Origin of the sequence: Treponema vincentii F0403 (assembly GCF_000412995.1) — a bacterium.
In the GTDB taxonomy this organism is placed as follows: domain Bacteria; phylum Spirochaetota; class Spirochaetia; order Treponematales; family Treponemataceae; genus Treponema; species Treponema vincentii.
Window position 1 is genome coordinate 1,029,829 of the sequence record NZ_KE332512.1, and the last position, 15,625, is coordinate 1,045,453.

At 42.6% G+C, this 15,625-nt stretch carries 15 protein-coding genes; 10 read left to right on the plus strand and 5 right to left on the minus strand.

The genetic code is table 11. From position 1 onward, the window contains the following. Positions 1-71 precede the first annotated feature (71 nt). The 3 genes from pcp to HMPREF1222_RS04575 all read left to right on the plus strand — a co-directional run bounded on the left by pcp (position 72) and on the right by HMPREF1222_RS04575 (position 1,992). The gene (pcp, locus tag HMPREF1222_RS04565; protein WP_006189695.1) at positions 72-725 is read left to right on the plus strand and encodes a pyroglutamyl-peptidase I; all 654 of its coding nucleotides are present in this window, start codon (positions 72-74) and stop codon (positions 723-725) included. A gap of 13 nt (positions 726-738) precedes the next feature. Next, positions 739-1,296, plus strand: a complete 558-nt coding sequence (locus HMPREF1222_RS04570; RefSeq protein ID WP_016518406.1) for a PrsW family glutamic-type intramembrane protease — start codon at positions 739-741, stop codon at positions 1,294-1,296. Between the two features lie 87 nt (positions 1,297-1,383). Beyond that, on the plus strand, positions 1,384-1,992 hold the full coding sequence (locus tag HMPREF1222_RS04575) for an ATP-dependent Clp protease proteolytic subunit (RefSeq protein ID WP_006189697.1): 609 nt from the start codon (positions 1,384-1,386) through the stop codon (positions 1,990-1,992). Between the two features lie 70 nt (positions 1,993-2,062). Here the strand turns inward: HMPREF1222_RS04575 and HMPREF1222_RS04580 are convergent, their stop codons facing one another. Next, the gene (locus HMPREF1222_RS04580) at positions 2,063-3,235 is read right to left on the minus strand and encodes a hypothetical protein (RefSeq protein ID WP_016518407.1); all 1,173 of its coding nucleotides are present in this window, start codon (positions 3,233-3,235) and stop codon (positions 2,063-2,065) included. Beyond that, a complete protein-coding gene (gene lepB, locus HMPREF1222_RS04585) occupies positions 3,236-4,753 on the minus strand; it encodes a signal peptidase I (RefSeq protein WP_244870112.1) in 1,518 nt (505 codons plus the stop codon). A 620-nt stretch (positions 4,754-5,373) separates the two neighbouring features. Here lepB and HMPREF1222_RS04590 point away from each other — a divergent pair. The 4 genes from HMPREF1222_RS04590 (at position 5,374) to rlmN (ending at position 10,327) form a co-directional block, all read left to right on the plus strand. Continuing rightward, a complete protein-coding gene (locus HMPREF1222_RS04590) occupies positions 5,374-7,476 on the plus strand; it encodes a methyl-accepting chemotaxis protein (RefSeq protein WP_016518409.1) in 2,103 nt (700 codons plus the stop codon). Between the two features lie 302 nt (positions 7,477-7,778). Then, the gene (locus HMPREF1222_RS04595) at positions 7,779-8,111 is read left to right on the plus strand and encodes a hypothetical protein (RefSeq protein ID WP_006189701.1); all 333 of its coding nucleotides are present in this window, start codon (positions 7,779-7,781) and stop codon (positions 8,109-8,111) included. Beyond that, the gene (locus tag HMPREF1222_RS04600) at positions 8,104-9,270 is read left to right on the plus strand and encodes a tetratricopeptide repeat protein (protein ID WP_006189702.1); all 1,167 of its coding nucleotides are present in this window, start codon (positions 8,104-8,106) and stop codon (positions 9,268-9,270) included. The genes HMPREF1222_RS04595 and HMPREF1222_RS04600 overlap by 8 nt, the downstream gene beginning before the upstream one ends. A 58-nt stretch (positions 9,271-9,328) precedes the next feature. Further along, positions 9,329-10,327, plus strand: coding sequence for a dual-specificity RNA methyltransferase RlmN (gene rlmN / locus HMPREF1222_RS04605; protein WP_196799951.1), 999 nt, complete (start codon positions 9,329-9,331; stop codon positions 10,325-10,327). Positions 10,328-10,506: 179 nt separating this feature from the next. On the opposite strand, the gene HMPREF1222_RS04610 is transcribed toward rlmN, so the two are convergent. Together HMPREF1222_RS04610 and HMPREF1222_RS04615 are read right to left on the minus strand one after the other, a co-directional pair. Next, positions 10,507-11,547 (minus strand): OmpL47-type beta-barrel domain-containing protein, encoded by a 1,041-nt coding sequence (locus HMPREF1222_RS04610; RefSeq protein ID WP_006187855.1) that lies wholly within the window; start codon positions 11,545-11,547, stop codon positions 10,507-10,509. Positions 11,548-11,591: 44 nt separating this feature from the next. Further along, on the minus strand, positions 11,592-12,119 hold the full coding sequence (locus tag HMPREF1222_RS04615) for an OmpA family protein (protein ID WP_016518411.1): 528 nt from the start codon (positions 12,117-12,119) through the stop codon (positions 11,592-11,594). A gap of 375 nt (positions 12,120-12,494) precedes the next feature. On the opposite strand from HMPREF1222_RS04615, the gene HMPREF1222_RS04620 reads away from it, so the two are divergent. After that, a complete protein-coding gene (locus HMPREF1222_RS04620) occupies positions 12,495-13,328 on the plus strand; it encodes an SDR family NAD(P)-dependent oxidoreductase (RefSeq protein WP_016518412.1) in 834 nt (277 codons plus the stop codon). Between the two features lie 338 nt (positions 13,329-13,666). Beyond that, complete coding sequence (locus tag HMPREF1222_RS04625) at positions 13,667-14,161, plus strand: flavodoxin domain-containing protein (protein ID WP_016518413.1); 495 nt, start codon at positions 13,667-13,669, stop codon at positions 14,159-14,161. Positions 14,162-14,493: 332 nt separating this feature from the next. On the opposite strand, the gene HMPREF1222_RS04630 is transcribed toward HMPREF1222_RS04625, so the two are convergent. Continuing rightward, a complete protein-coding gene (locus HMPREF1222_RS04630; protein ID WP_038076512.1) occupies positions 14,494-14,706 on the minus strand; it encodes a MerR family transcriptional regulator in 213 nt (70 codons plus the stop codon). Between the two features lie 61 nt (positions 14,707-14,767). Here HMPREF1222_RS04630 and HMPREF1222_RS04635 point away from each other — a divergent pair, with 61 nt between their 5' ends. Further along, a complete protein-coding gene (locus HMPREF1222_RS04635; RefSeq protein ID WP_244870161.1) occupies positions 14,768-15,586 on the plus strand; it encodes a TIGR00366 family protein in 819 nt (272 codons plus the stop codon). Positions 15,587-15,625 lie beyond the last annotated feature (39 nt).

The window sequence follows — 15,625 nt, forward strand, 5'->3', positions numbered from 1 at the left end:
CTTAAAGTATTGTAAACGCAATATATTTGGGTATCTCAAAAAAAAACGAAATTCTTCAAAGAAAGGTAGTGATGAAAATTTTAGTTACAGGGTTTGATCCCTTCGGCGGAGAAAAAATCAATCCCGCTTTAGAAGCAATTAAACGATTGCCCAATGAAATTTTAGGCGCGCAGATTATCAAGCTTGAAATTCCTACCGTCGTAGGTAAATCTTTGGCAAAAATAAAAGAAACGGTCGAAATAGAAAATCCCGATGTTGTTCTCAGCATCGGGCAGGCAGGAGGCAGAGCCGATATTACCGTAGAAAGAATCGGTATCAATATCGACGACTGCCGCATTCCCGATAATGAAGGGAACCAACCGATCGACGAACCGGTAGTAAACGGCGGCCCCGCCGCATATTTTGTTACCATTCCGATAAAGGCCATCGTTGAAAAAATAAAAGCGCATAAAATTCCCGCTTCAATTTCCAACACGGCAGGAACCTTCGTTTGCAATCATGTCTGTTACGGCGTTGCACATCTTGCAGCAAGGAGAACAGCGGCGGGAAAACCGATGAAAAGCGGTTTTATCCATATTCCGCTCCTGCCCGAACAGGTAATAGGGAAACCGGTGCTTACACCTTCAATGAGCTTGGAAACAATTGTCAGCGGAATTACATACGCGCTTAAAGCCATTGCCGAACATAGTTCCGACATAAAAGTTTCGGGCGGAAAAATCTGCTAGAGGAACGCCTGTTATGAGTATTATCCGGCTGCTGCTTACGGCATTCTTACCGGCGGCGGCGGCGGCTTGTATCGCAGTCAAAAAACACGTTCCCGTTTATGCACTTGCAACCGTATTCTGTGCGGCGGCGGTTTCGCTGCTCCCGGTTATTGTACTCCAGCATCTTGTGCATTCTTTCTTAGATGCCGGTATTTCGGGACAACCGGAAGCAGTGCAACTTCTCTTTAACAGCTTTATTACGGCAGGCTTAATAGAGGAAGCCGTTAAAGCAGCATTCTTTTGCTTAACAGCCGCCGTACTGTTGAAAAAAAAGCTCCCGGCCGGACAGAGTATCATACTTGCAGTGTTCTTCGGCCTTGCCTTTAGCGGTTTTGAAAATATTTCGTATAGTTTGCGGTATTCCGGCGTACAGTTTCTTCGGCTTTTAACCGCTTCCACATTGCACGGAATACTCGGCTGTTTTTATGTATCGATACTGTCTGCCGAAACAAAGCGGAAAGCTGCGCTTATCTTTGTGTCCGCTGTTTTCCTCCACGGTCTCTATAATTTTTTTATTTTTCTACTTACATAACCCTGTACTAAAACAAGTTTTTTTAGTATGTTAGGACGTCAGCGGTTTTATACTAACCGTATTTTTATCTATAGCAAGGGCGGATAAATGAATACTTTTTATAACGCGGAAGAAACATCAAAAGAAAAAACAAGCGATAACGCAAATGATCAGCTGATGCAGAAGTTCTTGAATACCCGTCAAATTATCTTGTCGGGTGAAGTGAATAAAGAACTGGCGGAAAAGGTTATCCGTCAGCTTTTAATTCTCGAAGCGGATTCCGCTTCAAAACCGATTTATGTGTATATCGACTCTCCGGGCGGTGATGTCGACGCCGGCTTTGCGATTTTTGATATGATCCGGTTTATTAAACCGCCGGTTTATACTGTCGGAATGGGGTTGGTAGCCAGCGCAGGGGCGCTCATCCTTTTAGCGGCGCCGAAGAACCGCCGGCTTGGACTGCCGAACAGTCATTATCTTATTCACCAACCGTTATCCGGCATCAAAGGTGTAGCAACGGATATAGAAATCCATGCAAAAGAAATCGAAAAAATCCGCGCAAAAATTAATGCGCTTATCGCCGAAGAAACCGGTAAGGACGTAGCGGACGTTGCTAAAGATACCGATCGCGACTATTGGCTTTCGGCAGACGAAGCGGTGAATTACGGGCTTATCTTACAAGTCATTAAAACCCGCAGTGACCTTCCCAAAAAATAATATCACTGTAACGAGCAGCTCTAAAAATTCAACCGAATTTTAAAAGCTGCTCTAATCAACATACCCCTGTTCAGTTCCACAGAAGCGGCCGTTTATTATCGGACAGCCGCTTATCAAGATATTCCTTATTTAAGTGCAGCTCTTTTACCAATACACGCATTTGGTCGGCAGAAAGCAGATTCTGTTCGGCAAAGAGGAAAATGAGAGCCCGTTCCGCAATACAGGGAACACGGAGCGCATTCATCCGTTCGGGCGAAGGATTGGCGCAATCGAGATATTCGGTTTTAAACGTATTGAACAATTCGGAGCGCTCCATGTCATTTTGAATAGCAGCGAGCTCATCCACGAGCGGCTGCATATTTCCCCTGCTCGCTTCTATTCCCAGCGGCTTGAGCGTAAAGAACGTGTATTGTTTTCCGGGCAAAAAATGATGCTGGTCGCAGCGGGTACAGTAATTCGGCTCGAAAGGATCGTCTTTTTTACGGTCGCCGCCGATGATAATCAACGGATCAAAATAGAGTGCGGGGCATTCGACACCGTTCACGCTATAGTAACGATAGGTATTGTAGCCGTTTTGCAAACAGTCGGGGTGTTCGCAATAGGCGGAAAACGGATATATTTCCGTCGCCGTTTCTACCAGCAGCCGCGCCGTCGCATTGAAAATTTCGCCGCGGAAGTTTAACAGCAAGGTCGGCATTACAAACACAAGCCCGCGCCGGTCGCTTTCTTTTTTAATTACGTATGCAAGCCGCTCGTCATAAAAGGCGGCCTCGTCGATAATCCATGTACCGATATGCGGGTTTTCCTGCAGCAGCTTTTCGAGCGCAAAGGAATTCCCGACCGTTGCGATATTTTCTCCGCATCGCTGATAGCCGCCGCGGTAGGCAAGCGCGTCATCGGGATAGTCGGGGAACCGCTCCTTATCAAGACTATAGCGCGCAAAGAAAGTATACCGTCTATCCGCCGAACCGATTCCGCTTGCAGGATCAAACAAATCTTTTTGTGAATTTGCTCCGCTGGTCAGTTTTTGCACGGCGCCGCTTTTGGTGCGGGCAACTTGCGCATCCCGCCATACGTGTCCCGCATATTCTGTTTTTCCCGAACCCATCGGCCCTACTACGAGGATACGGCGCGAATCGGCGGTAAAATCAAAATGAGCCTTAGGCTCATGCATTAATAAAGAAGGAAACCCAAGGTTTTTAAACCATGCGTGAATTTGTTCTTGAACAGGTTCCGAGTGCATTTATAAAGCTCCAAATCGCGAGAAAGGAAATACCCGTAGTATCGTTGTACCGAGTATTTTTTCCGCAGGGACATATTTAGGTTCGATATTGCTGAAAAACCGAATGGATTGCGCATCGTTTTTATCCACGGAAGCCAATTTAAAAACAGTGGTATGACGCATATCGGTTGAATTAAATCTGTTATCGCCCATCATAAAATAGGCGTTTTCGGGGATGTACTCGTCCGCACCGGCGGGAAAGACATTCATATTACGCTGATTAGTCCATGCAAGGTAAAATGCATACGTTTGCGCTTCTTGTAAAAGGCTGCTCCGCACCTCATCGTTGATGAATTGCTCTGCCGTAGCGTTTGCCCGGAACAGTTCGATATTGCGGATAACAATTTTGCCGAAGGAGAGTTTAATAAGCGCATTTAATTGCGCAAACCGTTTCTCATATAAAGAAGCATGCTGTGCATCGCTACTTTGCCAATAGGGAATCCACCCCGTCATAAAATTACGAAACCATGCGAGTCCGCCGTTGGTTGTCAAAATCTTCCGGCTGATTGCATCGTTGGCGCGGAAGAGTGCGGTCATCTCATATTCCGATTCCTGCAAAAAATCCGCAGCTGCAGCCGTATCTTTATGATTCTTTAAAAACGAAAGCCGGTTAACCAACGATTCTGCTTGCCGTACCGCATCATTTAATTCGAGTTCTTTCCGTTCCGACTCAACCGCTTCCAGTACCCGCAATTCCTCGGCGCCGATGTATATATCTTTGATTAAACGGCGTTCCGATTCGGGAAGACTCGCTAAATCCCAATGTGCATAAAGCAGGTCTTCTTCTACCGGTACAAATTCGGTGCTACCACTGCGTTTAACATACAGGACACCATCGACAAGCATCAGTTTTTCGCCGGGGAGTCCGGTAACCCGCTTGACCAGCGGATCCGCTTTCGGTTTACCGTTGTCATCGGTGTTAAGGTTCACCCGCGCAAGTGTGAGCATATAGACCAGCTGCGACATAAAAGTTTTCAGCCGAGCCTTGGGTGTATCGGGATAATTCGGGTTACTAAGGATAACAATGTCGCCCCGTTTATAGGTTTTCCACTGAGGAAGCCTAAAAGAAGAAAGCGGAAACGCAGGCCCCGAAGGGGTTTTAACACCGATAACCGTATCGCCGATCATAAACTCAGGTACCATCGATTCCGACGGGATGCGGTATACTTGAAAGACAAAGATATTCACTAATAGAACAAAGAAAATCGCGTAAAAAGCGGCATCAATCCATTCGAGCACTTCGGTTAAAATTATTTTTATTATTTCTCCGCCTGTTTTTCCCTTGAGCGGAAACATTTTTTTCTTCAATTGAACGGGTTGAATATCCGTGAAATATCTTTGCAAATTCTTATTTTTTAAATAATGAACGGTAAAAGGCTTTAAAATGACGATACCGAACCATAACAACGCGAGGAGGGCATCCAATACCTTGGGCGAATGTTCTAAAAGAGCGCGGGAACACACAAAACAGGCAATCATAACAAATGGCCAATAATCAAAGAGCTTTCTTGTGATAACAAGAGATGTGTAAGTTCTTGTCCGCTTCAATTTTAACTGCGAATAAACAAGGAAAAAAGAAAAAATAATGCCGACGCTACTGCCCAGAAAGGCTAAGCCATGCATATTATTGACAATTAATAGAAGAGAAAAAATAAAAGACAGCCCCGAACAAATGCGGAAAAATAGTACCATGGATTACCTCTTAGACAATTTTTTATTGTAGCGGTTATCATTTAGAATGTCAATTTTTGATATACCTTGTTATACCATACTTGAATAAACCGGTGGCAAAATGATAATATTTAATCCTAATTAGAGAAAGTTGATATATCAGGGGATCCATACAAAAAATATCAGGCATTCTCTAATAAGACCGGAATTTGCCGGTTACACATCTTACAAGTGAAGCACTCTCCATATAACAGCGGATTCTTTTATCAACTATTCACTGCTACAAGGACAGCCTCCACGGCATTGATTGTAATGCAGAAGTTTGATGTAATCTTATTGTCTAAAGGAGATACTTGACAAAATGAATGAAAAAAGTATAATACCCCCCCCCCCCCCAGCATAGTAAGTTACAAGACAGGCGGTATCTTATGAGTACAAACAAAAGAATTTTCTCGCTTAGGTATAAGCTTGTTTTGCTTTTCGGTGCATTGATTTTAGTTGCCGGTATTGTGATGGCTGCCTTAGCTGTGAGAACTGCTCGTAAAGCGGTAATAGAAAAAATTACCGTTCACCTTACCGATAAAGCAACTGATATCGCGGCTATTGCAGACGGGAGGATGTCTGCTGTTATGCAATTTATTGAAGGCCTTGCCCGTATGCCGTTCTTACGTGATGAAAGTCTTACGCTGCATCAAAAAGTTCAAATGCTGTCTGTAGAAGCGGAACGTAATGCAAAAATAGATTACTTCGGAATATGCGATCTGCACGGCAATCGCTATGATACAGGTGACACTCCTACGATTGTAAATGATCGGGAGTGGTTCCGTGCCGCTGTGCGGGGAAAAACTTATATTACGGAGCCTGCGCTTTCACATATAACAAATAATCTGCAAATACTTCTTGCCGTTCCGATCTATAATAATGCTAATACTGTTATCGGCGTATTAAATGCGGCGGTACCGGCGAAACAGCTGTCCGATGACATCAAAGATATCGTAGTCGGTCAAAATGGATATTGTTATATTCTAGATTCGTCGGGTACTGTTATCGCGCATAGAGATTTCTCGTTGGTTCAGAACCATGCTAATTCACAAGAAATGGCGAAAACGAACGCATCGCTTACGTCTCTTGCTGCATTTGAAAAACAGGCTCTGGCATCGCAAGTTTCTTCCGTAGGATACTATGAGTATAACGGTGTCAATAATATAGCCTCTTATGCGACAATACCGTTAACAGGGTGGACCGTTATTATAAAAGCTCCGGTCAATGAATTTATGGGTACCGTCAATGCATTGCAAAACGGGATTCGTCTTATCGGAATTATTATTTTCCTGGCAAGTCTTATCATCGTGTACATTATCGCCTATAAAATGATACATCCTATTCAGGCGGTTGTCGCTGCATTGCAGGATATCGCTCACGGTGAAGGAGATTTAACCGTTCGTTTGCCTGTTTTCGGGAACGACGAAATAACAAACTTATCCGCATACTTCAATGAAACAATAGAAAAGATTGCCGTGTCGGTACGTGCAGTCAGTGCTAACAGCGAATCGATGGAAGAAATCGGAAGTGAACTCGCTTCCAATATGACGGAAACGGCAAGCGCTATTCACGAAATTAGCGCTAATATTGAAGGTGTAAAACAGCAGGCTTTAACGCAGGCTGCAAGTGTAACAGAAACGGCAGCTACTATCGAAGAAATTGTCAGAACAATTAAACAGCTTAATGGCAGTATCGAAATGCAGGCGGAAAGTGTTGCACAATCATCTTCTTCTATAGAACAGATGGTTGCAAATATCGCTTCAATTACCAAGACGCTTGAAAGTACCGACGGCGTTATTAAAAAGTTGGCTTCCGCAACCGGTGACGGCAAAGAAACAGTTGTAACCGCTAATACCGTAACGCAGAAAATTGCAGAGGAATCGGGAGGCTTGTTAGAAGCGTCGAGCGTTATTCAGCATATTGCTTCTCAGACAAACCTGCTTGCAATGAACGCTGCAATAGAAGCCGCACACGCAGGGGAAGCCGGTAAGGGGTTTGCGGTTGTTGCCGACGAAATCCGAAAACTGGCGGAAGATTCCGCAACGCAAGGCAAGGCAATAACTGCAACACTGAAAATATTAAGCGGGGAAATCGAAACTCTTTCGGATTCTTCCAGAACCGCTGAAGAAAAATTCAGTACCATATTTAACTTGTCGGAACAGGTAAAATCGATGAGCGACCGTTTAACCGAAGCCATGCATGAACAAGAAAACGGTAGTAAAGAAGTTCTTACTGCAATTAAAAATATCAACATGGTAACGGTTGAAGTAAGCGAGGGGTCTACCGAAATGCTCAAAGGTGGTGAAGGCGTTGCTGAAGAAATGCAAAAACTGAACGATCTTACCCGTATCATTACCGACAGTATGAATGAAATGGCTGCCGGAGCTGTTCAAATAAATAATGCCGTGCAGGAAGTAAATGAAATTACACAAAAAAATAAACACAATATTGAAAGCTTAGTAGCCGAAGTTAATAAATTTAAAGTTTGAGTGATTTGCACATCTAACAATGGGAAGGTGCCTTTAATTTTAGGCACCTTTCTTTTTATACTTGTTTGATTCGTGTAAAGATCTTCGTATCCCGATGTTCTCTATCGGAATTGTTAGTTAATGTAATTTTTTTCCTCACGGCTTTAATAGCTGCACAGCGTATAAAATTGCAAATATATACAGGCATGGATCAGGGTACTTGCAATAAATGCGTCTATCCTATAATATGACTATATCGGTATTAAAAATAGATCGTTCTGTTTTTCAGAAAAGGTGATTGTATTTATTAAAGATGAAGCAATATGAAATCGAGCAATGAGCATTTTATTAAAGTAACTGAAAACGCACTCACTCCTCTCAGTTCTGAACAAAAGGTAGTATTAAATCGGCGCGGGAACCAGCTCTTTAACGAAGGCTTTATAAGCGAAGCTCAACGTATCTTTATTACAACCGGTTATTCGGACGGTCTTACAAGAGTCGGCGATTATTATGCCGCACAAAAGAATACGTTGGAAGCGCTTCGTATGTATTGTCTTGCGAAAAATAAACGCAAATCGGAACCGATTATTGATTCCCTTGTTCAGCTTATTAGAGTATTAATAGATACTGAAATAAAAGGAGTAGAAAATGTTTGAAAGTATTGAAAACAGTTATTCTGGGCAGACTGATCCGTTATTCCCCGCATCATTAGATCCTGCACAAGAACTTCCGCATACGGAAGGAACCGATGAGCTTACAAAACTTTCACGTGAGGGCTATCTTTTCTTGAAAGCAAATGAAATCGATCGGGCGGAAGCGGAATTTAAAAAAATGCTGGAGCTTGATGAAAATAATAATTATGCGCTTGTCGGGCTTGGAGATGCTGCACGTAAACGGAATAAATGCAAAGAAGCGGCAGAGTATTACAGCGAATGCTTACGCCACCATCCGGGAAATAATTATGCGTTATTCGGTTTAGCTGACTGCTATAAAAATATGAACTTATATGCAAAGGCAATAGAGATTTGGGAGCAGTATCTTGAGCATGATAATGCAAACATTACCGTATTTACCCGCGTTGCCGACGCATATCGAAAGATACACGATTTTCAAAACTCAAAGAAACTCTATTTAAAAGTACTCGAAATTGAAGAGAATAACCCCTACGCGCTTATCGGACTGGGACATCTGCATTACGATTTTAAAAAATACCGTGAGGCGCTCGTTTATTGGCAAAAGATTTTTGACCAAAATCCTGAAAATGTCGATATCCGCATTTTAACGTCAATCGGTAACTGTTACCGAAAGATGAAGCAATTTGATCGTGGCGTATACTATTTTGAAAAGGCGCTCGAAAAAGATCCGGACAATTTCTACGGTCTATTCGGCCTTGCGGACTGCTATCGCGGTATGAAGCAACAGCAGCATTCAATAAAATATTGGGAAGCTATTCTGAGCAAAGATCCGAATAATAAAGTTATTCTTACCCGTATGGGAGATGCATACCGTCATATCGGCGATTATGAAAAGGCCGAACAAATTTATCAGCGGGCACTCGACATCGACTATGACTCTTATGCCATACTCGGACTTGCTATCCTTTGTAAGATACAGGGAAAATACGACGAAGCCATCACCAGCTTAACGCATCTATTACAGGCAGATCGAAAAAACTACCGTATTTATCTTGAACTTGCCGACTGCTACATCCATACAAACGAAAAAGCGAAGGCTATTGAAGTGTTGCAGGCATTTCAACAGTACGGCATTAAGAACCAAGCGGTTAGCGATACCCTGTTCTCATTACAAAATTAAGGTATAGTGATTGGGATATATCGATAAGAACGTTGCGGATACAAACGTACTTTCCGGAATGCTGCCGGAAGAAATAGCAACGGTATGTAATTTGCCGCAGCGGTTCCAGTCAGTGCAAATTTTTCAGTGGATTGCGCGAGGGTGCACATCGTTTGCAGAAATGACAAACCTTCCGCTTAAAGAGCGGGAACGGCTTGCAAGTGTATATACACCGCGTAATACCGTATGCGAAACCGTACTGAAAGATCCTGACGGTACGGTTAAGCTCGGCATCGGTTTGTATGACGGCAGCAGTATAGAAACCGTGCTTTTGTTTGATAAGCATGAGCGTAGAACAGCCTGTGTCTCCTGCCAAGTCGGCTGCCCGATGGGGTGTACTTTTTGCCAGACCGGACAGCTCGGTTGTTTGCGCAATCTTAGCCCCAATGAAATTGTAGAGCAATTTTTACATTTGGAAAAAATTTGCGGCAAGCTTGACAATATCGTGTTTATGGGAATGGGCGAACCGCTGCTAAACCTCGACAGCATTGCAAAAACCATTGCCGTTCTTACCCATCCAAAAGGCAGAAATCTTTCGCACCGGCGGATAACGCTTTCCACCTCCGGTATCTGCAAAGGTATTTATGAACTTGCAGAGCGGCAGCTCGATATCCGCCTTGCCGTTTCGTTGACTACTGCGGATGAAGCACTGCGGACAACTTTGATGCCGGTTACAAAAGCCAACCCGCTAAGTGAATTAAAAAAAGCAATCCGATATTTTAATGACAAAACCGATAAGCGGGTAACCTTGGAGCTTGCGCTGCTTAAAGATGTCAACACTTCCTACAAGGCCGCTCAGCAAGTCCGCGACTTTGCCGAAGGACTTAATGTGCATATCAATCTTATCCCGTGGAATCCCGTGCAGCAATTACCGTATAGTACTCCTTCCGATTCGGAAATACGTTCTTTTTATAATTATTTAACGGCAGAAAATTTAAATGTCACAGTCCGGCAAAAGCGCGGCAGAACAATCGGCGGTGCTTGCGGGCAGCTTGGCAAAAAAGGACGTGCCGAATAGCAAAATTCCAGCCTCTATCCCTTTGAAATTTTATCTGAGTGTACAAGAATATCCATTTACAAAAATTACAAAAAAAGCGCCGGTCAATCTTTAACGATTAATCGGCGCTTTTTTTAGCTAAAGTTTAATTATGCCGGTTAGAATATCACCGGTTTTATTAAACCTTTAATATACTCGATTTATTGACCGTCGGCAGAATTGCTCCAGGTCGCCGGAGCGTTTCCCTCTCTGTCGATAACCTCGATATCGGATGCCGGAGTAATCTTGTCTACGTAGAACTTGTAAGATACAGGTTCGGAGACGTTACCGACATTGTCGATTGCCTTTACGTCGATATTGTAAACCGTTTCGGTAGAGAACTGGAGCGGTTCAACATATTTGACATAATCGGCATCGTTGATTTTAACATACAATGCTTCAACTCCGGAAAGCTCATCGGTCGCGCCGAAAGCAACCGTTTCTTTGGTAGAAACGATAATGCGTCCGTCTTCGTCAACAACGTCGGAGCTCGGGAAAATCATGTATGCATCATCTTTATTGATAAGACGATCGCTGTTTTCAATAAAAACGGTGGGAGCGGTTGTGTCGACAACTACGGATACTACCGAGATAGGAGCTAAGTTACCGACATTATCAACAGCCGTGTAATATACCTTTGTGGGGCCTTCTTCGCTCAAAGAGTAGTAAGCATCTTCGTTTTCTTTTCCGTTACCGCGCAGCGTTAAAGAGTTTAAATCGGTTCCGATATAAGCACCGGCGGTACCCGAACCGGCTAAGTCATCGGTTGCCGAAATATACCATTTGGTTTCTGCAGAGCAATAAGCCGCCAAGCCTTTATAGAATAAGGGTTCTGTTGTATTCAATTCGGTCTTAGGTGCAGTATTGTCGACAATTACGGAAATGGTTTTCGCAACTTCGAGGTTTTTGCTGTTGTCAAACCCGCGGTATGAGATATCGTGTTTACCTTCTTCCAAGATCTGGAAGGGGTTGCGGTAAGTCATAAAGCTCGAGCCGTCCAGCGAGAATTCGACAAAATCGAGCCCTGTTTCTTTATCTGCCGAATTGAGTTTAAAGAACACATCGCTGTTGACAAAATGTTTATCACCGTTGCGGTATTGCATTGCCGCACGTTGATAATCAGGGGCAATGGTTTCAGGCACTTGAGCCCAAACAGAGAAGCAAAGAGCCGCAAAAGCAGCGGCAAAGAGTGATTTCTTCATAAATCGTACCTCCAAATACTATAAAAGATGACTCCGCATCTTTTTTAATAATAAATTTCTACTCTGCGGTTATGCTTCCGTTCGGAAATTTCCGCATGAGATCCTGCAGGGTGCTGAGCACCTTCAGCCGCTACGGTCATGTTGTCCGCCGTAAATGCACCGGTAGATTCAAAATACCGTGCGACAGCAAGTGCACGTTGTAACGATAATTTTTCTTCGTCCTTTGTGCTGTCCATTTTTGCACAATGTCCGACAATTTTTATCTGTGTTACATCCTTCGCTTTCAGCTGTTCCGCAATACCGTCAAGTTTATGCGCGGTGAACGTATCGATCGTATACGTTTTCGGAGCAAAATAAACCGTTGTTTCGGTACCGGCATTGTTGTTTGTGTTCCGTTGCGGCTGCTGTTCCGGAGCCTTTTCCGGTTCGGCAGTTTTTTCTTCCGCAGGAGCGGTTTCAGCCTGTTGCGTTTGTGCAACGGGCTTTTCTTCCTTCGGCTGCTTCGGCTGTGAGGCGCATCCCATCACAATTGCCGCGATCAGCAACAGAAGAATACCTTTTAGCTTGCTCAAATTTTGACCTCCTCAAAATTCTTGTATAAAGAATATCTCTAAAAACTGAAGTTCTTAGAGGTTCCAGATGGTTTTCATAGGTTCCTGAAAATAAGTCTTCTTCTTAAAGTTACTACTATTTTAAATTGACGTTATGTTATTGAGATTCAAAGAATATCGGCCGATATCCTTGCCAAAAGATATGTTATTGATAAGCGAATTACGCTTCTACCGCTCTGTAAGCAATGTAACAATGGCGCTCCTACACCATTGAAGGTATAGTATCATCCTCATCGTTTTTGTCAAGCCTCTTTTACAAAAAGCTATTCCTAACTACCTATTTTCCGTGTATTATATGCATATCATTATTGAAACAGTCGATATTATGGGGTTGTAATGGATATGGGATATAAAAAAACAACAAAAAAAATTGCAGTGGTAACGGGCGGAACCAGCGGAATTGGGCTGGAAACGGTAAAATCATTGAGAGATAGAGGCTATCTTGTGTATACCGTCAGCCGGCGGGTACTTGACGTTGAAACATCTGAAGGTGCAAGACATTTTTCAGCGGATGTAACGGATGAATGCGCCTTAAAAAATATTTTTGCCGAGGTATGGAAACGCGAGGCACGGTTGGATGTCTGTGTCTGCGCTGCCGGTTTCGGTATTTCCGGCGCCGTTGAATTTACCGAATTTGAAGAGGCAAAACGGCAGCTGGAGGTAAACTTCTTCGGAACTTTTTTAACGATGAAGACTGCCGCGCCGTATATGCGGATGCAGGGATTTGGAAAGATACTTGCAGTTAGTTCCGTTGCGGGAGAAATCGCTATTCCTTTTCAGGCTTTTTATTCCGCCTCCAAGGCTGCGCTCGGCAAACTGCTGGAGGCATTTGCCGCCGAGGTGTTTCCGTTCGGTATACGGTGCGCGCTTATCATGCCGGGAGATACCGCAACCCCGTTTACGGATGTCAGAAATAAATCGAATATCGGTGATGATGTGTATCATGGGAGAATATCGAAGAGCATCTCAAAGATGGAGTGTGACGAGCGGCACGGAATACCGGCAAAAAGACTCGGTACTTTTATCGCATCTTTAGCGGACAAAAAACGGATTTCGTTCTTTTATCCCTATAATGCTTCTTACGCTGTGTTGGTAGGGTTATACCGCTTACTTCCTCGCAGTTTGGCGCTCTTTATAGTCCGAAAACTATATGCCTCTGATAAGAAATAACAGGGCAACCGCATCAAAAATATTTTTAGCGGTTGCCTTCCTTCTGTGCGAAATTTTGCTTAAAATTTCGCACATTTTTCCAGCAAAGGGGTAAACGCATCAGGCAGAGTAAGTAAAAACCGCAGAAAAATTGAGACTGTGAGACCATTTGAACCGCGAAGAGGTTCAACTCTGGTCGAATAGTTTCAATTTTTCCGCGGGGGTGTTAAAAAAACGGCCTGATGCGTTTACCCTGTAAGAAATAAGAATTATTCTTGATTTTTCTATGGGAATGATTATATTATAACTACAGTTGATGTATCAGCAATGATAAATATATCATCAATTAGGAGTATTATATGAGCAAAACAGGAATTTTTTATGCGAGTAAAGGCGGCGTAACCGAAGCTTTTGCAAAGCAGATTGCAGAAAAGCTGGGCGCCGATGTGCACAATATGAAAGATACGAAAGTAGATGCGATAGCGGCCTATCAGAATGTCGTGCTGATGTCATCCAGCTATTTCTTCGGATCTTTGATGGAAGATTGGGGAAGCAAGGTAAAGCTTTTAAATACCGTTGATTTTTCCGGAAAGAATGTTGCGATTGTCGGCGTCGGAAGCCAAGAACGGCATCCCGACAGCTTCTGTTCGGGAGCTGCAGACTTCTACGATAAGCTCCGCTTTAGCGGCGCCCATTTTGTCGGCGACGTATGCCCCTGCGGATATGAATTTAAGTTCTCCCGCATGGAACAAGGCGGTAGAATGCTCGGACTTTGCTTGGACAAAGGAGATGCGAAAGTTGCCGAAAAGATCGACGAATGGGTAAAAACCGTTCAGCCGGTATTTGCAAAATAACTCTCGATTATTAGGGCACATCCTTAAAAACGTGTTTAGTTTTTAGGGATGTGCCCGAGAGGCGTTGCAATAATTACAGTATCTCTATATAAGCTTTTAGATAGTCTATTCTTTGATTGTATATATTTTCACTTATTAAATAATTTACAAGGATTTTCCCTGTTTTATGTTTTCTGTGTATTATTTTTAGTTTTTCAGGGATATTATTTAAAAAATTTTGATTTACAATTTCTTCGACAAGAAAAACAATAAACGGCCGGTTTTCCGTTTTTGCCCAAAGAATTTTATCCGTCTTATCGGGTGAGCGAGTAATGATTCCCCCTTCATCATCATTAATGTCTGAACTGTTGATACAGCATTATTTTATAATTATTTATTTTTGCTTCAAAATTCGTATATGCATCGTTCAGTATTTTTTCATAATCGGTTAGATTTAAAGTATTAAACCGGCGCATTTCTTTTATAGGGATACCGAGATTACGATAAAACGAAATTTCTGCAATATTGACTAAATCCGCAATCGAATATTTTCTATAATTATTCATACTGTCTACAGGCTTTGCTGCGGCTACGACAAATCCGTTTTCGGTAGGCATCGCACAAAGTATTGCCGGTATCGGGATGTATTCGGGAATTGAATATCGAATTTTAATTTTTATTGTATTTCAAACAACGGTTATTTTATACGTATTGTGGTATGCAGGAAAAGTAAAAAAAGATCCGAGAAAATCTATTTTATACGGCGAAGAACGAACACTTATTGTTCCCTTTAAGCAGGAAGAAGCGGTCATAACTTTAAGGCAAAAAATCTGTTTGATATTATTCGTTTTTACAATTGCTATGTTGCTTTATGGAACGACCAAACTTGGATGGTACATTAATGAAATTGCCGCGATGTACCTTATGATGATGATTATAACCGGAATAGTTGCAGGATATTCGACGGAAAAAATATGCAAAACTTTTATTAAATCAACTCAAAGTATGGTTGGTTCTATGATGGTTGTAGGATTTACCAGAGGTATTTTATTAGTAATGCAAAACGCAAAAATATCCGATACTATCGTTTACTATTTATCGAGCATTTTATATGGGCAAACTAAATATATATCTGCCATTGGAATGCTTTTCATTCAGAATATTATAAATTTTTTTATTACCGGTTCTTCAAGTCAAGCGGCTATTACGATGCCTATTATGACTCCCGTTGCCGATATTATACATCTAAGCCGTCAAACAGCCGTATTGGTTTATCAATTCGGGGATGGTTTTTCAAATATGTTTTGGCCTACGGCATGCGCCGTCGAATGCGGTCTTATGGGAATACCGATAAATAAATGGTATAAATTTATAGCCCCTTTATTTTTGATTATGGTGATATTGCAGATTATATTTGCAGCCGTATCGGTGTTAGTTTACGTTTAAATCCGTCATACAAGTCATACGATATTAAAATATAATTAA